The sequence below is a fragment of the Chryseobacterium sp. Leaf180 genome (genome assembly GCF_001424585.1).
Classification (GTDB): domain Bacteria; phylum Bacteroidota; class Bacteroidia; order Flavobacteriales; family Weeksellaceae; genus Chryseobacterium.
Window position 1 is genome coordinate 216,039 of record NZ_LMPJ01000011.1, and the last position, 20,745, is coordinate 236,783.

The window sequence follows — 20,745 nt, forward strand, 5'->3', positions numbered from 1 at the left end:
AATTTTAAGTTTGATAAATTATCTTATCGATAGTTAAAAATAGAAAATATATTTAAACAGGCAAATAAATTTTATTATCCGCAGCATACAGAACAATACATATACCAAGTTTCGAAATTAAACAGAAAAAAGATCAATACAGCTTCCTGTTGATTACGCGATACATATAATCCTGATACCAGGCTTTCGACAAGATTTTCCCACGCTCTGTTTCCGGATTTTTAACGGTATTAATTAAATTTTTCTCAAAACCTAAATCATTTTTATCATAAATCTCGGTCACATTTTCTCCGTTGAAGCGGTAAATATAGTTTCCTATGATAAACTGCTCAGAGGCACTGTCAGAATTGATAATCATCGCAGGATAACGGTTTTCACTGATCAGACTTCGTCCCCAGCTTCTTATTTTTTTATTGTAACCGATTAAATCTGCCAAAGTCGGATAAATATCTATCTGCTGTGCAAATTCATTATCCACTCCTTTCAGTTTGTAGGCTGGGTTTGGCGAATAAAACAGCAGCGGAACGGCAAAACGGTTCATCGCCTTCTCATATTCCGGGTAAAAAATTTGGTTTGTATGATCTCCGGTGATCACAAAAATTGTGTTTTGAAACCAAGGCTGCTTTTTCGCGGTTTCAAAATATTTTTTAATGGCGTAATCAGTGTATTGCATCGGCTCGTGCATTTCTAGCGGGCCTTTTTTAAATTTCCCGTCGTACTTTTCAGGAATTTTAAACGGATGATGCGACGAAGCTGTAAAAACCGTCGTCATAAAAGGTTGCGCTTTGCCCGTATTTTTTGCGAAATACTGCAGAAAAGGTTCATCCCAAATTGCCCACATCCCGTCGAAATCTTTATCGTTGTGATATTCGTCTTTCCCGAAATAATGTTTAAAACCCAAAATATTTCCAAAACCCTGAAAACCCATTGAGCCGTTTGGCGCACCGTGATAAAAAGAAGTATCGTAGCCAAGATCGTTGCATACAGAAACGATCGACTGAATTTTCTGGTTAGAATATGGCGAACTCGTAAACGCATCTGCCAGTGTAGGAATTCCCGCCAGAATACTGCTCATGCCGTGAATCGACTGCCTGCCATTGGCAAAAGCATTAGGGAAAATCAGACTTTGCTCTGCGAGACTGTCTACGAAAGGTGTGTACGAAACATAATTTTTGATGTTCCTGTCTTTAGTAAAAGCTCCGGAATATTCGCGTCCGAAAGATTCCACAATAAAAATCACGATGTTTGGTTTTGGCGAAACTTCACGCGGATACAATTTATAGGTGTCGATATTTTCATCGATGAATTTCTGATCCACCAAATGCACTTCACGGAAATGATTCGTTCCTAAAGTCCGGAAAAATGAAAACGTGCTGTTCAGAACCAGATTTCCCTGAACCGGCGTTCTGGTAAATTTATTAGCATCTACAAGATTAATCGGTCGCGTGCTGTGTTTGAAATCTCCACGGATTCCACCAACAATTAAAACCGTCGAAAGGCAGATCACGACAGCCGACCAGGCAAAATATGGAACGAGCTTGTTCGGTTTTTTAAACTGAATTTTAAATCTTTTATAAAGGAAAATCCAGAAAATCATGAGCGTAACAAACCAAAAAATCACGAATGGATGTTCTGTAACAGATGTCGCGAAGACTTTAAAAATATTGGTTTCATGCTGCGCCACCTGAAAAGCCGCCGACGTAAGTTTCGTCTGCGAAAAACGGTAATAAATAAAATCGCCAAAATTCATCGCATAAGCAATACCGTTTGTCACGAAATAAATCCAGAATAAAATCTTTTGATAAATAGGCTTTGTATTAATTACCACAGGCAAAAGACTGAGCAAAATAAACAGCGAGTTAACATATAAAATCGCGGTAAGATCGAAGGCAATCCCGTGAAAAGCCAGGCCGAAATATTCTGAAACGCCATCTACTCTGATGAGATTTTTGTTGAAAAACCAAAAAAGCAAACGGGCAAACTGATAAAATACGAATGCCAGAAATATGCGGTAGCACAAGACAAAAACTTCCTGTTTGCGAAATTCTCTGAAAAATTTCATGTAAAAAGATATTTTAAATCAAACATTTAAGTACAAAAACTGCGTTTTTTAATCGTAACATTTTCTGACTGTTTTGGGGAACAAATTTACGCTAAATTCACAGCTGCTTTATTTTTAGTTCATATTAAATAAGGTTAAAATTTTTAAAAACAGTAATTTCGCAGGTATGAATTTCTTTAAAAACAATCTGGCCAACGCACTCACGCTGGGCAATCTTTTTTCCGGTTGTGTGGGCGCGGTTCATCTGCTGAACGGCGATTATGGCGTTACGGCGATTTGTATTATTTTGTCTTTGGTTTTAGATTTTTTCGACGGTTTTGTAGCGCGTGCACTGAAAGCCAATTCAAATCTTGGAACACAGCTCGATTCTTTGGCAGACATGGTGAGTTTTGGCGTTATTCCGGGACTGGCGATGTTTAAAATGCTGGAACCTTTTGGAAATAAATTATTAGGAATTGAGCTACCTTTTGAATTAAAATATTTCGGATTTCTGATTACGCTTTTTTCGTGTCTGCGTCTCGCGATATTTAATCTGGACGAAGACCAGAAATACTATTTTAAAGGTTTAAACACGCCGAGCAACACTATTTTGATTTTTGGAATTTACAACTTCATTCAAACTTTGAGCTTATCAAACTCTGAAAATCAATTTGGATCGCTTAATATAAATTTGAATTTGGGTGCTGAAGTTTGGCTTGTTTTAACAATTATTTCCTCATGGCTTTTGGTTTCACCAATCAAAATGATCGCAATGAAATTTAAGTCGATGAAATTGAAAGATAATTATCCGAAATTGGCTTTACTTGTCGGAGCAATCTTAATCTTATTAATATTCAAAACTGTTGGAATTCCTCTGGTTATTCTCTACTATATTTTTATTTCGTTGATTTTTCAAAAGCAATTGAAATAGCATCAAAATTCCATTTTCAAATTAATACATTCTCAAATCTTCAAATTAAAAAATGAACTTAAAATTATACAAACCTCTTTGCATTTTCGATCTTGAAACCACAGGAACCAACATCGGAAAAGACCGCATCGTGGAAATCTGCATCTTAAAAGTCAATCCTGATGCGTCGCGCGAAAGCAAAACGTGGAAGGTAAATCCGGAAGTTGCCATCCCGAAAGAATGCAGCGCTATTCACGGGATTTTTGATGAAGATGTAAAAGACGCACCGACTTTCAGACAGATTGCTCCAAAAATTATCGAAATGATTGCCGGAGCAGATCTTGGCGGATTTAATTCGAACCGTTTTGATGTGCCGCTTCTTGCAGAGGAATTGCTGCGTGCCGGCTTCGACTTCGACCTTAGTAAAATAAAACTTGTCGATGCACAGACCATCTTTTTTAAAAAAGAACCGCGAAATCTCGGCGCTGCCTACCAGTTTTACTGTAATAAAAATCTTGAAAATGCGCATTCTGCCGAAGCTGATGTGATGGCGACTTTTGAAGTTTTGGATGCGCAAATCGGGCGTTATGAAGATTTACCTAAAGAAATTTCGGCGCTCAGCGAATATTCTATGCAGAACCGATTTGCCGATCTTGCAGGAATGATTCATTACAATGACAAAAATGAGGAGGTTTTTGCATTCGGGAAGTATAAAGGACAAAGCGTGAAAGAGATTTTTAAGAAAGATCTCGGTTATTTTGCCTGGCTGCAGAACGCCGATTTCCCGCTTTACACGAAGAAAATCTTCACCAAAATACAGATCTCGAGTAAATTTTAAAACATGAGCAGTCTTACCAAATTTAGATTTTACGAAACCGCACTGGAAGCAAACCGCGACAAACAGATTCTGGCAGAAAATGGCATTAACAGTTTCATTGCCAATGAGCAGCTGATCCAGTCAGACTGGTTGCTGTCGCAGGCTGTGGGAGGAATTCAGTTGCAGGTTTTTGAAGAAGATTTGGTGAAAGCCGGCGAAATTCTGACAGATTATCAGGAAAACGAAAAATTTGCTCTGGAAGTAGAACACACCATCGAAAACCCAGAATTTGATTTTGTCTGTCCGGAATGTGGCTCAAATCATATCTACAAAGATGACCGGGCGACGAGTTTTTTCGGGATTTCTCTGATCTCAAGTGAAAAATATATCTGCTATTACTGCGAAAACGAATTCACGCACGAGTAAATTCTAGCCCCGATTGAAGCGGCATCCTTTTGCGGAGCGAAGCGGAGCAAAAGATACAGCGGAAAGCGGGAAATAGCTTCTAAAAAAATAAAAAAGACCGTTTAAAACGAGTATTTATTTCAAAAATAAAGTATGAAAATAATCTGCATAGGCCGAAATTACAGCGAGCACGCGAAGGAACTGGGAAATGCGATCCCGGAAAAACCGGTGATTTTTATGAAACCCGACACAGCAGTTTTGAAAGGAAATGATTTTTATATTCCTGAATTTTCTGACGATGTGCATTATGAGCTGGAAGTTGTGGTGAAAATCTCGAAAGGCGGAAAATACATTCAGAAAGACGCGGCGCATAAACATTATGACGAAATAGGTCTCGGAATTGATTTTACTGCCCGCGATCTGCAGAGCGAACTGAAATCTAAAGGTTTACCCTGGGAACTTGCGAAAGGTTTTGACGGCTCGGCCGTGATTGGAGATTTCTTTAAAAAAGAAGAATATGATCTGAGCAACCTTCAGTTTTCGCTGATGAAAAATAAGACGAAAGTACAACACGGAAATACTTCTGATATGATATTTTCTGTGGACAATATCATCGCTTTTGTGTCGCAGTATTTTACGCTGAGAACGGGAGACCTTATCTTTACGGGAACACCGGAAGGCGTAGGAAAAGTTTCTGAGAATGATGTTTTGGAAGCTTACCTGGAAGACAGGAAAGTTTTTGACATCAGAATCATGTAAAATTTTTTCTCTATCTTTAAGTACCATTTAAAATACTAAAATATGATAAATATTGTACTGCCGGTAGATTTCGGCGATAAATCTGATCAGCTTGTAGACGGTGCGATACAGTTTGCCAAGCAGATAAACGGAAAAATTTGCGTGATTCATGTGGCGCCGACCGACATCGGTTTCGCAATTGGTGATATGGGTTACCAGTATTTTCCGGAAGTGGAAGAAAATGAGATTCGCGAAGAGCTGGTAATGCTTAACCGCGTTAATCAGAAAATTCTCGCTCATCAGATCGAATGCGAACATATTCTGAAACAGGGAATTGCTAAAGATCTTATTTTAGAATATGCAGAAAGTAAAAACGCAGATTTTATCGTAATGGGATCGCATGGCCGCAGCGGAATTTACGATGTTTTCGTGGGAAGTCTTACGAAAGGAATTACAAAAAGTTCTAAAATCCCGGTGCTTGTTTTACCGATTCACGATTAGCAGATTATCTGAAATAAAAAATACCGTTCAATATTTTTGAACGGTATTTTTATTATATAACCAATTAATTAACCTTCTTTTTTGTAGATCTCAGGATCGTAATAAGGATTTTTTCCTTCAGTAGGAGAATAATATTCTTTGTCTTTGTCCCCACCAAGTTTTGCCACCAAAACGTAGCACCAATAGATGAAAAGTACACAACAAGTGAAGAACAGAAGCCAGTTCAGCACGTTTCCGAAAGTTTCGAAAAACCCGAAAGACCACTTGAAAACTTTGCTTAAGAAGAGAAAGAAAGACGTCATTATTTTCCTTTTTTAAATTAACTTTGTACAAATTTATAAAAAATGTTTAGATTACTTTCAAAAGAAAGCAATATTTTTTCGGTTCCGGTCTATATTGGTGTTCTTCTGTTTGTAGTTATCATTTTTAATATCCTGAATTTCAATACGTATGAAGCGATTGTTGCCATAATTACATTTCTCGGCATTGCACTGGGATATTTTTGCTTTCATGCGATCGCGCTTAATTATCAGACGCATCTTCCGCTTTTTCTCTACAGTTTTTTTATTTTCGGACTGTACAACGGGAAACTGGATATCGGCATTGCCGTCGCGCTTCTCACCAACTCTTTTCTCCTGCTTTTACTCACAAGTACCGATGAAGATATCCGGAAGAAATCGTATGTTTTGGTAGGTGCCATTTTAGCTTTAAATTTCGTTTTTCTGCCGACAACCTGGCCGATGATTTTCTTTGTATTGATTCATTTAATCGTCACTTCAGAACGCATTATGCTGAATATTTTCAGGCTGATTTTAGGCTTCACCTTAATTGCGCTGAGTTATTTTTCGGTCATGTATTTTTTCTCGTTTAATGACTGGAATGACGCGTATCTTCCTTTCGGAAAAATGTTTCTGATGACCGATTATACCAGATTATATCCATTAATTCCGATCGCTTTGATGCTGATTTATTCAATTTACGATCACTTCAGGCACTATAATCAGAAAAGTCCGGTGAGCCGTTACAAGTTTACTTTTTTGCTCGTTTTTCTCTTTGCACAGATCATCACGGTGGTTTTATATATGAATATGAATTACCAGTATCTTCTGCTGCTCGCTTTTCCGGCAACCATAATTCTGAGCAGAATGCTTCGTTTTATGCCAAAATACTGGATGCAGGAAGTCAGCCTTTGGGTAATGATCGGCGGACTGATCACCTTTAAAGCCGGCGCTTATTTCACTTTTTTAAACTTTTAATTATTATGATTCAGATAGACGATAAATTAATCTCTGAAGATATATTTTCTGAAGAATTTGTCTGCAACCTTACCAAATGCAAAGGCGCATGCTGCGTAGAAGGCGATGTAGGCGCACCTCTCGATAAAGACGAACTCATTATTCTCGATAATATTTTTGATAAAATAAAACCGTATCTCACACAAGACGGCATCAAAGCGCTGGAAGAACAGGGAACATGGACGACCGATCCTACCGACGGAATGTATGTGACGCCGATGATTGAAAATGCAGAATGCGCATACGTGACTTTCGACGAGCGCGGCATCACCAAATGCGGTATCGAGAAAGCCTATGAAGACGGCGCTATCGACTGGCAAAAGCCAATCTCATGTCATCTCTATCCAATTCGTGTAACCGAATATTCATCTTTTACCGCTTTAAACTATCACGAGTGGCCTATCTGCAGCGACGCCTGCACACTCGGAAAAGAGCTTCAGGTGCCGATTTACAAATTCTTAAAAACTCCGCTCATTAGAAAGTACGGTGAAGAGTTTTATGAAACGCTAAGTGGCGTAGCGGATGAATGGAAGAAGGAATACGGGAATTAAGGGTTAATGGTTAATTATAAATGATGAATTATGAGTGATGAGTTATATTTTAATGTTAAATCTTTAATCTTTAATCATCATAAAATAAAAACAGCCGCAGATATTCTCTGCGGCTGTTGCTTTATGTAACAAAAATTTATTTAAAATCTTCAGCAGTTACGCCGCTGTTCAAAGTTACTTTTGTAGTTTTGATCGTTACTTGCTGTCCGCCGCCTTCAGCTTCCATCACTTCAGGAAACTTCAAACCGTCTACCGTGATATAACTCTTTGTAACTGCATCACCTTGCGGAGTACTCACTTTATAAAGCAAACCTGTAGTGGCATCAAAGTAAAATTTACCTTTATCCGAAGTCAGAACATTGTAGTTTTTACCGTCGATCTGCTCTTCTGTTACCGTTTTGAAAGTAGCCGGTGTGTAAGCCAAAGCATCCATCGTCAAACCTTTTTTCATTTCTGCTGCCTGTGTTGCCGGAAATTCGGTTTTGGTACCCATCTGATTCATGTAGCCTTTTTCACCGTCGAAAACCTGAACCATTTCCTGACCCATTACCGATTGTGTCGACTTGAATTTGTTGCCCATTTTCTTCGTCACTGAGTTGATTTCCATGCCCTGCGCGCTGATTACGTTTTCGATGGTCACCGATTTTACAGCTTCCATTTTAGCTTTACCGCCAAGTGCATTAAAATATTTGTCGAGAACCTGCGACGGCGTCATAGAAGAAACTTTGCTTTCCGTTGCCGCTTTTACTGTGGCCGTCTGTGCTGCTACAGTTCCGGAAAGAACCGCTGCGAGAGCTATTGATGAGATGATTTTTTTCATGTTCAAAATTTATTTAACTGCGGTAAAGATAAGAATTAATGCCCAAACGCTTTTTCTTTACAAAAGAAAAAAGCTGTTTCTGTTTTGTATTAAAACTTCTTTCCCGGGAATAATATTTTAGCTTAAAATACGCGTGAAGATGTAGTTTAAAATCCATCAGTTATCCATACTTAAAACAACGGTTCCCGATTTTCCGTTTGATAACAAACAACCCTGTTTGGGATCAAACGGAATTCTTTTTTATCTCAAACAATCTGTTTGGGCTCTCCGGCATTTTTGTTTTATCGCAAACAACCCTGTTTGTAATCAAATGGAATTCTGTGTTATCTCAAACAAACTGTTTGAGATTTCCGATAACTTTTTTAGTACAAAGAATCATGCTTAAACTTTTTTATTTAAAAAAGAATAAGACTGATCGTGGTTAAAGTATTAATTTAGACCTTTATACTATTATTTAGGTTGTTTTAAAATAATTACACAATTATGAAAAATTTAAACACAAAAATTTATTTATATATAATACTTATTTTTTCTTTTTGTTGCAAAGCACAAGAAATTCAGCCACTAAACGCTGATTCTGATAAGTTTCCGAACAATACCTACTATAAAGACTTAGATGGCGAACTTAATCCGTATATCGGTAAATATAAATCAGTTTACAACGGACAGGAAACAACCTTATATATCACTAAAGAAGACAGAAAATTTCGAAAACTATTGAAAAAAAGTTTTTTTGAAGATGTGTTGGTTCTTAGATTTATTGTGAAAAGTTCTGCGGGAAAGGTTTTGCAGGATACACGTAGCCTTGATGTTGAAAATAACAATATACATAGTATTGGCACCAAACCTAAACTGGGACAAGTTATTTTGTATTATGAAGGTACTAACTGCGGTGTTGGCTGGGGGAAAATTATTTTGAAAAAAATCAATGCCAAACAGATTTCGTGGACTTATGGAGCAGACTGCACCATCCTTACAGAACATGATTGTCCCGGAAATCCAGATCTTACGGTTTATTTGCCACAAACCGAAAATTTAATTTTTACAAAACAATAACAAATAAACAAAACGAAAAAAACCCACTTCAAAAGTGGGTTTCAGTATATTCAAAAAGAAAAAGTTATTTTTTAATTTCTTCCAAAAACTCGTCGTGAGAGATTGAAGTTTCTTTTTTCGTCGCTTTTTCGAGGATGATGTCTTTCAGTTTTGCCATTGCAACTTCTGAAGAAATCTGTCGTACCTGCTCCTGATCTTTCAACATTTCTACTGCATATTTCTGAATCTCTTCGTCACCCAAATGGTGGATGCCGTAGATCGCCAACTGGTTTCTCACCAACTGCTCTGCCTGAGCAAGAATGTCTGCATAATCAAGCTTGATGTCGTTGTCGTTCATCAGTTTTCCTTCCATGATCTGGTATTTCAACTGTGCTTTTTCAGACTCAAGAATTTCTTTTGCCTGCTCTTCAGACTGTACATTCTGGTTTGAGAACAGTAACCATTTTACCAGAAATGCTTCCGGAAGTTTCACCTCTTCCTTCTCTGTCACCTGCTCAAGAATCTTGTTTACAAAATGTACATCGGCATTCTGCTGGAAATATTCGTCAAGCTCAGATTTTACTTTTGCTCTAAGTTCTTCTTCAGATTTTACGGTTCCTTCGCCATATACTTTTGTGAAAAGCTCGTCATTAAGCTCAGCAAGTTTCAGGCTGTAGAAATCTTTCACTTTCACTTCCACTTGCGCGTGGTGAAGGTGCTCAGCTTCTTCCTTAGAGAAACCTAATTCTTTCGCCAAAGTTTCGTCAGACGCCAACTGCTCCTTAGAAACTTTAAGAGATTCATCCATCTTAAGACCTTTTACAAGGTTGAATGCTTCTTTGTTTTCGGCAGAAACCGTTACGGTTTTCGGCTGATGATTATGCTCGCCTTCCGTGCCTTCTTCCACTACCTGAGAAATTTCTAAAACGATGTAAGAATCGTCGTTGATCTCATCCTGTGGCTGCTGCTCTGCGAAACGCTTCTGCATATTTTCGATGCTTTTGCTGATTTCTTTATCAGAAGCTTCCACTTTGTAGTGTGGCGCCTCATATTTAGCAAGATCGATAGAGAATTCCGGCTCGAAACCTACTTCGAAAGCCACCTCCAGCGATTCTGCGTTGTGATTGAAATCATTCACAGGCATCGGTACCGGCTGGCCTACCAGTCTCATTTTATTTTCGTTGATATAGTTGTTTAAAGCATCAGAAACCTGCTTATTGATCTCGTCGAATGCGATGCCGGCTTCGTATTGTTTTCTAACCATACTCAAAGGCACTTTTCCTTTTCTGAAACCAGGAACCTGTGCATTCTTAGCATAATTAATCAATTGCTTTTCTACTTTTTCTTTGTAGTCAGATTTCTCCAATGTTACTGTAAGCAATGCACTTACATCATCATGGTTTTTTGCGGTAACCTTCATTATCGATTAAAATTTTAGGTTGCAAAAATAGGTTTTTTTTATCAGAATCTCTCAACGATCGCGGCGATATTGCTTCAAAATAAAAAGACATCACCATGTGATGCCTTTATCCTGAAACTCTGTCTGTTTTAGTTTGTGAGATTGTACGTTCCTTCAGCATCGGTTTCGCCGCCGGTTACACTTCCCCAAGCTGTTCCTGCCTGTGAATCATTCACCGACTGTGGTGCGTGTATCAGTGTTAATTTCAAAAACGGTGCTGTGCCTGTTACCGCTTGGTTAACCTGCCATTTGGTTTTCAAACCAACTCTTTTTCCGTCGCTGCGAAGGTCATTTCCGTCGATTCTCGTTACTGTAATATTCGATTTCGGGAAATCAAAAATCAGGAAATGCTCGTTTTTAGCGTCAATAATTTCCTGTGTAGCGTCTTCACTTCCGTTTTTGAATTTTACATCTACCGTATACGTTTTTCCGTTCGTTAAAGGTATTGTAGGAATTCCGCCAGCGCCGATGCTGTAATCGTAGGTTTGCGTAAGACCGGTCGCGTCATCTTTTACCAATAATGTAATATTGGTCAATTCTTCCTGTGGCAAATCGTCTTCGTCTGCACTTCCGTCGCGCTGACATGAGATTACCGTAACTGTGATGAGTAAAACGGCTAATAAACTGATGATCTTTTTTGTGTTGATTAAATTTTTCATTGTATAAAATTTTAATTGTTGTTTAATTGAATTGTGTTAAAATCTGTATCTGATATTTAAAATAAAATTGCGGCCCGCTTCGTCTGCGAAATAGCGCAGCCTGTTGAGATATTCGCGGTACGACGTATCGAAAACGTTATTTACTGTAAGCCCGGCTGTGAAGTTTTTGGTAAGATTAATTCCTGCCTGAACGTTCCAGAGCGAATAGGTATTCGGCGGCGTGCTCAGGTCGATGGTTTTTTCTACGACTTCGCCGTTTTCAAACACTTCAAGCGGAAGATTTCTTATCGGGAAACGCGACTGTCTTATTGATGTGTGATTTTCCAAAGAGATATAAAACTGATTCCAGCTTTCATTTTTAAACTGAATGGCATTCGTAAAATTCGGTGGCATCATGAGAATCAAAGGCTCATCATGCGTAAGATCCTGCCCATACACATAACTTCCTCTACCGGAATAGGTAAAATTTTCATTGAGTTTAAGATTAATATCCACATCGGCACCGTACATTCTCGCATCAATCTGCTGATACGCCCATTCTGGAAATACGCCGCGAATTGTCCCTTTTATTCCCACCGGAACCTGATTGATGAAATTGTTGGTGATAAAGAAATAAGGATTTACTGAAATATTTAACCCCGACAAAACATCAAATTTTGAATCGATATTCAAATTAAACTGATGTCCCTGCTCGTTCTTCAAACTCAGATCTCCCGTTTCAATAATACCAGCGGAGTGATGCAATCCGTCAGAAAAAAGCTCCGCAACATTCGGTGCGCGGCCGACTTTTGCATAATTAAATTTTAGATCAAACATCGCACTCGGTTTATATTCCAAGCCAGCGTTGAATGACACATTATTATAATTGAGCTGCGGTCTTGTGAAAACGCGGTTTTGATCTGTTTTAACATAAAACTCGGGATACTTATCTGCGTATAGCTTGTCCCAGTCGTTGCTGTCATACCATTTGCTCACATCGTAGCGCGTAAAATCGTATCTCGCACCAGCCTCAAAATTGAATGTTGGCGAGATTTTATATTTAAAAACAGAATAAGCGCCTGCAGCATATTTATCATAATTCGGGATCAGACGTCGAGCTTTGGTTGCAGGATCTGAATAATTATTTTGAAAACCCGCATCGATTCCGGTTTCCAGCGACCATTTTTCTCTTTCCAGCAAATCATTTACATTCAGCTGATGCGTCATCAGTTCAAGATCAAGCGACGGCGTATCTTTCAGTTCGCCACGGCGGATGTCGTATTCCTGACGGTGATTGTATTGATAACTGTATGTTGCCGAAAGTTTTCCTATGTTTTCAAACCTTTTAAAAGCCGAAACTTTGGCAATATGATGCTCTACAACCTGTCGTGGGTTATCAATCTCATAACTGAAATTCCCCGAATACACCGGCGGATTTGCATTGATCGCTCTGAAATAATCATTGGAATTTGAGACATGAGAATCACGCAAAATCCCGATATTCTGATTGGTGAGATAATAGTCGAAAGAAATACCTTTCTCATAACTGTTATTCTGCAACGTAAAATTGAAAGACGAAAAATCGGCTCCTGTATTTTTCAGATTATAATCCGGAGCGCTTTGATCACCCAGTTTACGTATACTTCCACCCGATTTTACCGCCCAGCCATTTTTCCAGATTTTGGCGACATCGGCATCCAGCGCCATTCCACGGCCATTTGAAATTCCGCTCAAACCGACTGAGCCTTTTACAGTATCTTTTTTAGGAAAAATCTCAGGTTCCATCACGACCACGCCGCCAATCGCGTCGCTTCCGTATTTCAATGCCGAAGCTCCTTTAATGACATCGATATGCTGAAAATTATTAATATCAACATTCGGTGCATGCTCTACGCCCCATTCCTGCTCGGCAAGCCGCACTCCATTGTTTAAAATGGCAATTCGGCTTCCATACAATCCGTGAATAACAGGTTTTGAAATATTGTTTCCTGTTTTTAAAACTGTAACGCCGGAAATTTTAGACAAAAGATTGCCCAGATTTTCTGTCGAATTGCGTTCGATATCGCTTTTCTCCAAAGTTTTTATAACCAGCGAACCGTTCTTTTTATGACTTCCGTGCACGGTTACTGTTTCGATATCGCCGATGTGATGCTCCAGAGTAATCAGCAGATCGAGATTCTGATTTACCACTAAAGTTTCGGTGTAATCGCTGCATTCGGGATGTTTTGCAATCAGCTGATAGGTGCCGGCCTGGACTTCACCCAAAGAAAATCTCCCGTTTTTGTCAGTTTTTACGGAGAGATTTCCGAGCTGAACGGTGGCATTTTCAAGCATGGTTTTGTCGTGAAAATCCCGCACACTTCCTTTCACCAGAAAGGTTTTCTGTGCATTTGTAAACACCAATCCTGCGAGGATCAGCATCATACTGTACATCAATTTCATTGTAAAATAAGAATAAGAAACTTTAAAATCCGTGAAAGTTTTTCCTGCTGTTTCAACCGGAAAAGCAAGGAAAATCTAAGATTTTAAAAGTCTTTGTTAAAAAAATGGTTTGTTCCCGGAATAATACGCGTGTGCTGAATTCATTTCAGATGAATAAATCCAAAACAAATCAACCCGGTTTTCGGGGAAAATAGAATGCTAAGAATGTACGGGCGGACCGCGTAGCTGAAAATTAAATTTCGTCTGAGACCATATTTTATCCTGTACGGCAAAACTCTGCAGCGTTTCGGAAGTATGGTTTAGCGTGATAAAAGTAAAATCATCGGGAAGTAAAGTGTTTCCCGTTGCAAGAAAATGGCAGGCAAGACAGTCGCCGGATTTTTCGTTTAAATCGGATTTCTGAATGCTTTTTTCCTGCTTTTTAAAGTTTGAATCAGCAAAAATTCGTGGAGATTCGTGGCTGTGAAAGCTCGAAAAGAAAAGTGCAAAGAAGTAAATCCCAAACATCAGCCTGGAAATAAAACTTCTGAGATTTCTGCTTTCACGTAAAATCATGCATCAAAATTATAAAAATTATCTGAGCTATGTACAAAAACCTTTCGCAACATCTGTCGATAAGTTGCCGAAAAACCGAAAATGTTACAGCCTGAATTTATTTCAAACCAGCTGTGTGCCCAAATGTTCCCATTCCTGTAGCGCTAAATCGAGATCTTCTTTGGTTTTGTTATAAGTTTCCAAAGTTTTTTCAGAAGGATTTTCTGCCGTAAAAGAAGCTTCGTATTTCTCAATATCTGCTTCAAGTTCTGAGATTCTCTCTTCTACTTTTTTTATTTTATTCTGAATATTTTTCTGCTCTTTGCTGACAATAATTGACGGTTGATGATTGTCGGTTATCGGTTTTTCTTCCGCTTTTTTTATTTCAACTTTAGGCTCTTCGCTGTGAAGTTTAGCTTTCTCTGCAGAAATCTCGCGAATCGATTCTTTCTGTCTGTACTCAAGATACTCGTTGATATCGCCCAAAAATTCCTTCATGCTGCCATCACGGAATTCGTAGATTTTATCGCAAAGCCCCTGAAGAAATTCTCTGTCGTGCGAGATGACGATCAGCGTTCCTTCGAATTTCTGAAGCGCCAGTTTGATAATTTCTTTCGACTGAATATCAAGGTGATTCGTCGGCTCATCCATAATCAGTGTATTGAAAGGTCGCAAAAGAAGTTTACAAAGCGCCAGACGGTTTCTTTCACCTCCGGAAAGCACTTTTGTTTTCTTATTTACGGCTTCACCCTGAAAAAGGAAAGATCCCAAAAGATCCCGCACGCGAGGACGCGTTTCTTCGGTTGCTGAATCTTCGGCCTCCTCAAGAACGGTTTTATTTGGCGTTAAAACTTCTTCCTGATTCTGTGCAAAATATCCGATATTCACATTGTGACCAAGATTCCATGTTCCTGAATAATCCTGAATATCGCCCGCCAAAATTTTTGCAAGCGTCGTTTTCCCCTGTCCGTTCTGACCTAAAAGTGCAATGCGGTCGCCACGCTGTACAATGAAATCTACTTTATCAAAAATCTGCTTTTTACCGTATGCTTTACCTAAATTTTCTGCTTCAAAAATAACTTTTCCCGGAACCTGCGACTGCACGAAACGGATGTTGAATTTTGAAACATCTTCATTATCCACTTCAATACGCTCGATTTTATCTAATTTTTTGATCAGAGACTGCGCAAAAGAAGCTTTTGTAGCACTTGCACGGAATTTATTGATGTTATCTTCCATCTGCTTGATCTCCGAATCCTGATTCTTTTTTGCCTGAACCAGTTTCTCGCGGCGATCTTCGCGCATGATTAAGTATTTAGTATAATTTGCTTTATAATCGTCAACTTTACGGTTATTCACATCAAAAGTACGGTTGCAAACTGCCGTCATAAACTGCTTATCGTGACTTACCAGAAGAATTCCTCCAGGATAATCTTTCAAAAAGTTTTCAAGCCAGATAATCGATTCCATATCCAAGTGGTTAGTTGGCTCATCGAGAAGCATCAGATCATTTTTCTGAAGAAGCAGTTTTGCAAGTTCAATCCTCATTCTCCAACCTCCGGAAAATTCGTCGGTGATTTTTTGGAAATCATCTGCTTTAAAACCAAGACCAAACAAAACTTTTTCGATATCACCTTCCAGATTATACGCATCATGATGCATCAGAAGATCGTTCAGTTCCGTCATCCGGTTAATGAGATCGGTGTAAGAATCGCTTTCGTAGTCGGTGCGAACCGTCATCTGGTGATTCACTTCTTCCAGCTCATCTTTCCACGCATTAATCTGCTCAAAAGCCTGCATTGTTTCGGCCCAAACCGTTCTTCCTTTTACAAAATCAAGATCCTGCTTCAGAAAACCGATGGTAATATTTCCTTCCGGCACCACAATTCCTTCATAAAATGTGATTTCCCCGGAAAGCATTTTCAGCAAAGTCGATTTCCCGGCTCCGTTTTTACCGACAAGCCCGATTTTATCGTCTTTTTTTATGGTGAAATTAACGTTTTGAAACAGATAGTTTCCTGAATGATGTAAACCTAAACCTTGTACCGAAAGCATCTTGATGAATAATTAATGATGAATACTGCGTGCGGATATTTTCCGGGTGCAAAATTACGGAAAATTTGCAGATGTTGAAGGCTAATAATTACGCACCGTTATATGAAAGCAACTCTGATATTTTTCTTTGATAAAAAAAATTCTACCCGCATTCTGATAATAGATTAAAACCTTCTCCAAAGCCGCTTCCAGCTTAGCATTTCGCTGCAGTTTATTATTAAATCTCACATACGAAATATCGAAAGAATTGCCATAATTATGCGAACTGATGCCAAGCGACGCATTAGAATTTACTTTGCGTAGTCTGCACTGATCTTCGAGCGTACGCGTCACCGAAGAAACGGTAAAAGTATTTCCTCCGGTTTCTTTACTGAATCTTGCACCAATTTTTTCCAGAGAATTTTTTGCTTTTGTTACAAGAAAAGCGCGGCTGTAATCAAGATTCTGCACACGGTAACCTTTTCCTTTTTTTGGAATTCTGATGAATTTTCCGCTGTTCAAATATTTCTCGGCAGTTTTTGTGTCACTTAAAAGTTTTATACCAAAACTTTTTGATGCGATTAAATGCGGTTTGTAGAGTGCTGTCGGCTCTACTTTTAACACTTCACTCAAATCATAACAAGGCAAAACCTGCTTTTTTTTCTGCCCAGAAATTACTGAGCAAAAAAGAACGGAGAAAAAAATCAGCAGTTTTGTCATGGTGAAAATGATTTATTTGACTTTCTTCATTTCAAACGGATTTTTAAAAATCAGTTCTTCGTGCCGGCCTTTAAGTTCCATTTTTCGGTAAAGAAGTCCGAGCGCCATTTTGCGGATAAAAAGATCTTTGTCATTAAGCTTCCAGTAAGAATCTTCATGTACTTTTTTCGGCTCTCTAATGATAAAAAACTCGGTTTCCCATGTATCTGCATTGTGATAAAATTCGATAATTCCGCAATGCTCCGGGATCGCCGAATGCTCGATCATACCCATTGGCAATAGAAAACTGAAACTGTTGCAGACGTAATCGCCACAGCAGATTTTGTCGTGTTTCAGAAATTTTTCGCCTGTTCTCGAGTTATAATATGCTTTTTTGAAATCATTTTTAAAATCGCTTTTAGAAAATTTTATCTCGATTTCGTGGCTGTGACCGTCGTTATTAATGATTAAAATATCAGCTTCCCAGTCAGAATGAAAATGATTCGTGAGAATCACTTCTCTCTCAAAATTGCAGTGTGAATGAATGTACGCATGCATAAGTTCTTCAATTTTCAACTTCATAATTCTTCCATTTTTTTAACTGACCAAAAGACTGCAGCCGCGAATATCTGAGTGATCTATTCTTCCTAAAACCTGAAATTTATTTTCATTATCGGGTAAAATTTTTCCCAAATCCTGCGTTGCGATAAACGAGCACGTATGCCGGTTTGCCAAATCAATTATGTTTACTGCGCCTGTTCTTCCTGCTTTTTCATAGCTAAAAGGATCTTCAGCATTTCTCACCAAGACTTTCATCCACAGCGGACATTCGTAAATATTTTCACCTAAAGAATACGCCTGAGACAACAGTTCTGTCATAGAATATTCCGAATATATTTTTTCGCTGGAAAAGCCTTTTTTCAAAATTTTAAGCAATTCGTCTTTCGTCATTTCCTCTTTCCGGCCTTTCATGCCGCCAGTTTCGATGATGATCAGGTTTTCGCTTTTTTTTATTTCTAAATTATTTTCCTTACAGAAATCCAGAAAATCGAGCAACGCAAAAGAAACTCCGAAAAGAATTACTTTTTTATTGTTTATCGTTTGAAGCAAATCAAACAGTTCCTGATGATTATAAAGAAAATATCCGTTTTCTTCTTTCCCTGATTTTTGCATCAGAAAATCAACCATATAAATTAAAGACGAATGTTGTTTTTCTAAATAACTCGGAAGTAAACCTAAAAAAATGAAATCTTCCGGTTTTCCGATAAACTGAGAAAAACTTTTGTAAATGCTTTCACGATAAAGATTTTCGTCGGCGATATGATGTTTAGACAGATTCATCTGCGTTGTTCCTGAGCTTTGAAAATACAGATCTGAATTCGCCAAATCGTTTAAAATCTTGTGGTTTTTAAACATCTCAATCGGCAAAAAAGGGATTTTCTCAAAAGTCATTTCTGCAGGCGAAATCTTCAGATAATCAACGAATTTTTGGTAAACTTTCGTATGCCTGTACTGATAAAAAAAAGTTTCGAGAGCTGCTGCTTCAAAATCTTCTCGGGTTTGTATGTCAAAAATATTTTTCAACGGAGAAATATTCTGTATTTATTTTAAATTATATTATTCGAAGATTTTTAGATCAAATTCACCATCAAAAACGCCGTACGTGAAGTACGAAATCCAATCGCCTAGATTGATGTATTTTGCTTGGCCTTCAAGATCTAAAACCATTGGCAAATGGCGGTGACCGTAAATGAAATAATCAATTTTCTCGGTCTGTAACTTTTTTTTGGAATAAAGAATCAAAAATTCTTTGTCTTCACCTAAAAAAGATTTGTCTTCATCGCCGGAAATCATTTTGTTTTTCTGTGAAAGATAAAGTGCAAATTTCATTGCAATATCCGGGTGCAGCCATCGGAAAGCCCACTGCGCAATAGGATTTGTAAAAACTTTTTTCATCCTCTTGTAGCCTTTATCGCCTGGCCCTAGACCGTCGCCGTGAGCCAGCAAAAATTCTCTTCCGGCAATTTCAAAATACTGTTTTTTATAAAAAACCGTGCACCCGATCTCTTCTTCCAGATAATCTTTCATCCAAAGATCGTGATTTCCCACGAAGAAATATACTTGAATGCCGCTGTCTTTAAGTTCTGCAATTTTCCCTAAAACGCGTACATATCCTTTAGGAATCACATGCTTCCATTCATGCCAAAAATCAAAAAGATCGCCCATCAGAAAAAGGATCTGCGCATCGTTTTTAATTTCAGAAAGCCAGCGGATAAATTTCTCTTCCCGTACTTTGCTCTCCTTCGGGTTTGGCGCGCCGAAATGCTGATCTGATGCGAAATAAACTTTCTTACCGGATTGAAGATTGATTGTGGTTTTAAGCAAAATTCAGTTCGTTTTATGTTAATTATCTTCAGCAAACCATTCTCCGTACGAGTTTTCTGTTTCGTGAAGTTTTAGGTAAGCTAACGAAATATCTGAAGAAAGTTTAGATTTTATTTTTGCAGCAATCGCATATAACATATTTTCACATGTTGGCTGAAATGTGCAGTAAATCACTTTATGACCTTTATTCTCAAGATCTTCACCAAGCTCTTTATGTGGTGAAAGTCCGTTGATGAGCACTGAATGATCCCAAACATCTACAATTTCTTCTTTTACAATATCTTTTATATCACCAAAATCTAAGACCATTCCGTTTTTCGGATTTTCAAGATCATTCACCGGTTTCCCCTTCACCGTAACAAAAAGTTTGTACGAATGACCGTGCATATTTTTGCATTTCCCGTCGTAATTGTACAGAACGTGCGCAGTCTCGAAAGTAAATATTTTTGTTATCCTAATCATACCGCAAAGATAGGCAAATCTGATTTGAAGTTTGTATTTTGACGTCACGAAAGCAGCCCTAAGTTATATCTAAAGTAGATTGTACTGTAAAAATTAATTAACTTAGTCTAAAAGCAAAACGATGATTTTAGATTTGATTTTACCCAATCGGTGCCTTCACTGCAGCAGGATTATTAATGCGCGCGAAATTATATGCAACCTTTGTTTTGAGCATGTACATTTCACGCATTACGATTTTGACGAAGACCACTATTTTAAAGAGAAATGCCAATTACTTTTCCCAGTAAAAAATGCATTTGCTCTGATGCAGTTTGAAAAGGAAAATTTAAGCAGAAAAATAATTCATACTTTAAAGTACAAAAACCGGGAAATCGTCGGGAAGATTTTAGCTGAATGGACGGCAGAAAGAATTTGTTTTAATAATGAAAATAAACCTGACCTCATTGTAACAGTCCCGCTTCATCCTAAAAAATTAAGAGAACGCGGTTATAATCAGTTACATTTGTTTGCAGATACTTTATCTAAGGTTTTTAATATACCCTGCGATCACGATTATCTTAAACGAAATACGCATTCGAAAGCCCAAGCCTTAAAAGACAAACAGCACCGTTTAGATTCTGAAAACAGCTTTTCCGTTCAGAGAAGTTTAAACAATAAACACATTTTACTGATTGATGATGTATTTACAACAGGAAATACTGTATCATCAATTGCATGGGAAATTATAAAAAAGGGTGAAAATACAGTAAGTATTTTGGTTATCGCTATGGATGAGTAGGATTAACTATTCATATCTAAACGGATTAAAATACGCAGATTCGGATTAAATTAATGTCAAAATATATCTTTAGAAAATATATGCATTTTCTTAACTACATGTCACAAAAAAACTCCTTCATTTTTTGATGAAGGAGTTATTGGAATAAAAAAAGACTGGCGGCGACCTACTCTCCCGCTTTCGCAGTACCATTGGCGCTGG

At 38.1% G+C, this 20,745-nt stretch carries 22 protein-coding genes; 9 read left to right on the forward strand and 13 right to left on the reverse strand.

Annotated elements, in window-relative coordinates; translation table 11 throughout:
- Positions 1-133: 133 nt before the first annotated feature.
- Positions 134-2,062: an LTA synthase family protein gene (locus ASG01_RS13940; RefSeq protein WP_055864877.1), complete on the reverse strand. Its 1,929-nt coding sequence runs from the start codon at positions 2,060-2,062 to the stop codon at positions 134-136.
- Between the two features lie 166 nt (positions 2,063-2,228).
- Here ASG01_RS13940 and ASG01_RS13945 point away from each other — a divergent pair, with 166 nt between their 5' ends.
- From ASG01_RS13945 to ASG01_RS13965, 5 genes are all read left to right on the forward strand, one after another.
- On the forward strand, positions 2,229-2,972 hold the full coding sequence (locus ASG01_RS13945; RefSeq protein WP_055864880.1) for a CDP-alcohol phosphatidyltransferase family protein: 744 nt from the start codon (positions 2,229-2,231) through the stop codon (positions 2,970-2,972).
- A 52-nt stretch (positions 2,973-3,024) separates the two neighbouring features.
- Positions 3,025-3,789 carry a 3'-5' exonuclease gene (locus tag ASG01_RS13950; protein ID WP_055864883.1) on the forward strand — a complete coding sequence of 255 codons (765 nt, stop codon included), beginning with the start codon at positions 3,025-3,027 and terminating at the stop codon, positions 3,787-3,789.
- Positions 3,790-3,792: 3 nt separating this feature from the next.
- On the forward strand, positions 3,793-4,194 hold the full coding sequence (locus ASG01_RS13955) for a putative signal transducing protein (RefSeq protein WP_055864886.1): 402 nt from the start codon (positions 3,793-3,795) through the stop codon (positions 4,192-4,194).
- Positions 4,195-4,326: 132 nt separating this feature from the next.
- Entirely contained in the window at positions 4,327-4,932 is a 606-nt protein-coding gene (locus ASG01_RS13960; protein WP_055864888.1) for a fumarylacetoacetate hydrolase family protein, read from the forward strand.
- Between the two features lie 42 nt (positions 4,933-4,974).
- Positions 4,975-5,412 (forward strand): universal stress protein, encoded by a 438-nt coding sequence (locus ASG01_RS13965; protein WP_055864892.1) that lies wholly within the window; start codon positions 4,975-4,977, stop codon positions 5,410-5,412.
- 68 nt (positions 5,413-5,480) lie between these two features.
- Here the strand turns inward: ASG01_RS13965 and ASG01_RS13970 are convergent, their stop codons facing one another.
- Positions 5,481-5,714 (reverse strand): hypothetical protein, encoded by a 234-nt coding sequence (locus ASG01_RS13970; RefSeq protein ID WP_055864894.1) that lies wholly within the window; start codon positions 5,712-5,714, stop codon positions 5,481-5,483.
- A gap of 42 nt (positions 5,715-5,756) precedes the next feature.
- Here ASG01_RS13970 and ASG01_RS13975 point away from each other — a divergent pair, with 42 nt between their 5' ends.
- Both ASG01_RS13975 and ASG01_RS13980 read left to right on the forward strand, forming a co-directional pair.
- The gene (locus tag ASG01_RS13975) at positions 5,757-6,668 is read left to right on the forward strand and encodes a DUF6427 family protein (RefSeq protein WP_055864898.1); all 912 of its coding nucleotides are present in this window, start codon (positions 5,757-5,759) and stop codon (positions 6,666-6,668) included.
- A gap of 5 nt (positions 6,669-6,673) precedes the next feature.
- Entirely contained in the window at positions 6,674-7,258 is a 585-nt protein-coding gene (locus ASG01_RS13980; RefSeq protein WP_055864901.1) for a DUF3109 family protein, read from the forward strand.
- 136 nt (positions 7,259-7,394) lie between these two features.
- Here ASG01_RS13980 and ASG01_RS13985 read toward each other — a convergent pair whose 3' ends face one another.
- Positions 7,395-8,078, reverse strand: coding sequence for a hypothetical protein (locus ASG01_RS13985; RefSeq protein ID WP_055864905.1), 684 nt, complete (start codon positions 8,076-8,078; stop codon positions 7,395-7,397).
- Between the two features lie 483 nt (positions 8,079-8,561).
- Here ASG01_RS13985 and ASG01_RS13990 point away from each other — a divergent pair, with 483 nt between their 5' ends.
- Positions 8,562-9,134: a DUF6705 family protein gene (locus tag ASG01_RS13990; RefSeq protein WP_055864908.1), complete on the forward strand. Its 573-nt coding sequence runs from the start codon at positions 8,562-8,564 to the stop codon at positions 9,132-9,134.
- A gap of 64 nt (positions 9,135-9,198) precedes the next feature.
- Here ASG01_RS13990 and ASG01_RS13995 read toward each other — a convergent pair whose 3' ends face one another.
- The 10 genes from ASG01_RS13995 to ASG01_RS14040 all read right to left on the reverse strand — a co-directional run bounded on the left by ASG01_RS13995 (position 9,199) and on the right by ASG01_RS14040 (position 19,766).
- A complete protein-coding gene (locus ASG01_RS13995) occupies positions 9,199-10,533 on the reverse strand; it encodes a trigger factor (RefSeq protein WP_055864911.1) in 1,335 nt (444 codons plus the stop codon).
- 128 nt (positions 10,534-10,661) lie between these two features.
- Complete coding sequence (locus ASG01_RS14000; RefSeq protein ID WP_055864914.1) at positions 10,662-11,231, reverse strand: hypothetical protein; 570 nt, start codon at positions 11,229-11,231, stop codon at positions 10,662-10,664.
- Positions 11,232-11,267: 36 nt separating this feature from the next.
- Positions 11,268-13,634 carry a TonB-dependent receptor gene (locus ASG01_RS14005; RefSeq protein WP_082498383.1) on the reverse strand — a complete coding sequence of 789 codons (2,367 nt, stop codon included), beginning with the start codon at positions 13,632-13,634 and terminating at the stop codon, positions 11,268-11,270.
- A gap of 216 nt (positions 13,635-13,850) precedes the next feature.
- The gene (locus tag ASG01_RS14010; RefSeq protein ID WP_055864920.1) at positions 13,851-14,207 is read right to left on the reverse strand and encodes a hypothetical protein; all 357 of its coding nucleotides are present in this window, start codon (positions 14,205-14,207) and stop codon (positions 13,851-13,853) included.
- A 102-nt stretch (positions 14,208-14,309) separates the two neighbouring features.
- On the reverse strand, positions 14,310-16,241 hold the full coding sequence (locus ASG01_RS14015) for an ABC-F family ATP-binding cassette domain-containing protein (protein ID WP_055864924.1): 1,932 nt from the start codon (positions 16,239-16,241) through the stop codon (positions 14,310-14,312).
- Positions 16,242-16,322: 81 nt separating this feature from the next.
- Positions 16,323-16,940, reverse strand: coding sequence for a DUF5715 family protein (locus ASG01_RS14020; protein WP_055864927.1), 618 nt, complete (start codon positions 16,938-16,940; stop codon positions 16,323-16,325).
- Between the two features lie 12 nt (positions 16,941-16,952).
- Positions 16,953-17,501, reverse strand: a complete 549-nt coding sequence (locus ASG01_RS14025; protein ID WP_055864930.1) for a hypothetical protein — start codon at positions 17,499-17,501, stop codon at positions 16,953-16,955.
- A gap of 15 nt (positions 17,502-17,516) precedes the next feature.
- Complete coding sequence (locus tag ASG01_RS14030; RefSeq protein WP_055864933.1) at positions 17,517-18,503, reverse strand: acyltransferase; 987 nt, start codon at positions 18,501-18,503, stop codon at positions 17,517-17,519.
- A gap of 33 nt (positions 18,504-18,536) precedes the next feature.
- Complete coding sequence (locus ASG01_RS14035) at positions 18,537-19,304, reverse strand: UDP-2,3-diacylglucosamine diphosphatase (protein WP_055864936.1); 768 nt, start codon at positions 19,302-19,304, stop codon at positions 18,537-18,539.
- A gap of 18 nt (positions 19,305-19,322) precedes the next feature.
- A complete protein-coding gene (locus ASG01_RS14040) occupies positions 19,323-19,766 on the reverse strand; it encodes a 6-pyruvoyl trahydropterin synthase family protein (protein WP_055864939.1) in 444 nt (147 codons plus the stop codon).
- A 121-nt stretch (positions 19,767-19,887) separates the two neighbouring features.
- Here ASG01_RS14040 and ASG01_RS14045 point away from each other — a divergent pair, with 121 nt between their 5' ends.
- Positions 19,888-20,544 carry a ComF family protein gene (locus ASG01_RS14045; RefSeq protein ID WP_055864942.1) on the forward strand — a complete coding sequence of 219 codons (657 nt, stop codon included), beginning with the start codon at positions 19,888-19,890 and terminating at the stop codon, positions 20,542-20,544.
- The last annotated feature ends 201 nt before the right edge of the window (positions 20,545-20,745 follow it).

Excerpts from the sequence above, each read along its gene's own strand:
- ASG01_RS14010 (WP_055864920.1), bottom strand. The coding sequence starts at position 14,207 with ATGATTTTACGTGAAAGCAGAAATCTCAGAAGTTTTATTTCCAGGCTG.
- ASG01_RS13970 (WP_055864894.1), bottom strand. The coding sequence starts at position 5,714 with ATGACGTCTTTCTTTCTCTTCTTAAGCAAAGTTTTCAAGTGGTCTTTC.
- ASG01_RS13955 (WP_055864886.1), top strand. The coding sequence starts at position 3,793 with ATGAGCAGTCTTACCAAATTTAGATTTTACGAAACCGCACTGGAAGCA.
- ASG01_RS14015 (WP_055864924.1), bottom strand. The coding sequence starts at position 16,241 with ATGCTTTCGGTACAAGGTTTAGGTTTACATCATTCAGGAAACTATCTG.
- ASG01_RS13975 (WP_055864898.1), top strand. The coding sequence starts at position 5,757 with ATGTTTAGATTACTTTCAAAAGAAAGCAATATTTTTTCGGTTCCGGTC.
- ASG01_RS13990 (WP_055864908.1), top strand. The coding sequence starts at position 8,562 with ATGAAAAATTTAAACACAAAAATTTATTTATATATAATACTTATTTTT.
- ASG01_RS14025 (WP_055864930.1), bottom strand. The coding sequence starts at position 17,501 with ATGAAGTTGAAAATTGAAGAACTTATGCATGCGTACATTCATTCACAC.
- ASG01_RS13950 (WP_055864883.1), top strand. The coding sequence starts at position 3,025 with ATGAACTTAAAATTATACAAACCTCTTTGCATTTTCGATCTTGAAACC.
- ASG01_RS14020 (WP_055864927.1), bottom strand. The coding sequence starts at position 16,940 with ATGACAAAACTGCTGATTTTTTTCTCCGTTCTTTTTTGCTCAGTAATT.
- ASG01_RS14040 (WP_055864939.1), bottom strand. The coding sequence starts at position 19,766 with ATGATTAGGATAACAAAAATATTTACTTTCGAGACTGCGCACGTTCTG.
- ASG01_RS13960 (WP_055864888.1), top strand. The coding sequence starts at position 4,327 with ATGAAAATAATCTGCATAGGCCGAAATTACAGCGAGCACGCGAAGGAA.
- ASG01_RS13995 (WP_055864911.1), bottom strand. The coding sequence starts at position 10,533 with ATGAAGGTTACCGCAAAAAACCATGATGATGTAAGTGCATTGCTTACA.
- ASG01_RS14000 (WP_055864914.1), bottom strand. The coding sequence starts at position 11,231 with ATGAAAAATTTAATCAACACAAAAAAGATCATCAGTTTATTAGCCGTT.
- ASG01_RS13940 (WP_055864877.1), bottom strand. The coding sequence starts at position 2,062 with ATGAAATTTTTCAGAGAATTTCGCAAACAGGAAGTTTTTGTCTTGTGC.
- ASG01_RS13965 (WP_055864892.1), top strand. The coding sequence starts at position 4,975 with ATGATAAATATTGTACTGCCGGTAGATTTCGGCGATAAATCTGATCAG.
- ASG01_RS14005 (WP_082498383.1), bottom strand. The coding sequence starts at position 13,634 with ATGATGCTGATCCTCGCAGGATTGGTGTTTACAAATGCACAGAAAACC.
- ASG01_RS13985 (WP_055864905.1), bottom strand. The coding sequence starts at position 8,078 with ATGAAAAAAATCATCTCATCAATAGCTCTCGCAGCGGTTCTTTCCGGA.
- ASG01_RS14045 (WP_055864942.1), top strand. The coding sequence starts at position 19,888 with ATGATTTTAGATTTGATTTTACCCAATCGGTGCCTTCACTGCAGCAGG.
- ASG01_RS13980 (WP_055864901.1), top strand. The coding sequence starts at position 6,674 with ATGATTCAGATAGACGATAAATTAATCTCTGAAGATATATTTTCTGAA.
- ASG01_RS13945 (WP_055864880.1), top strand. The coding sequence starts at position 2,229 with ATGAATTTCTTTAAAAACAATCTGGCCAACGCACTCACGCTGGGCAAT.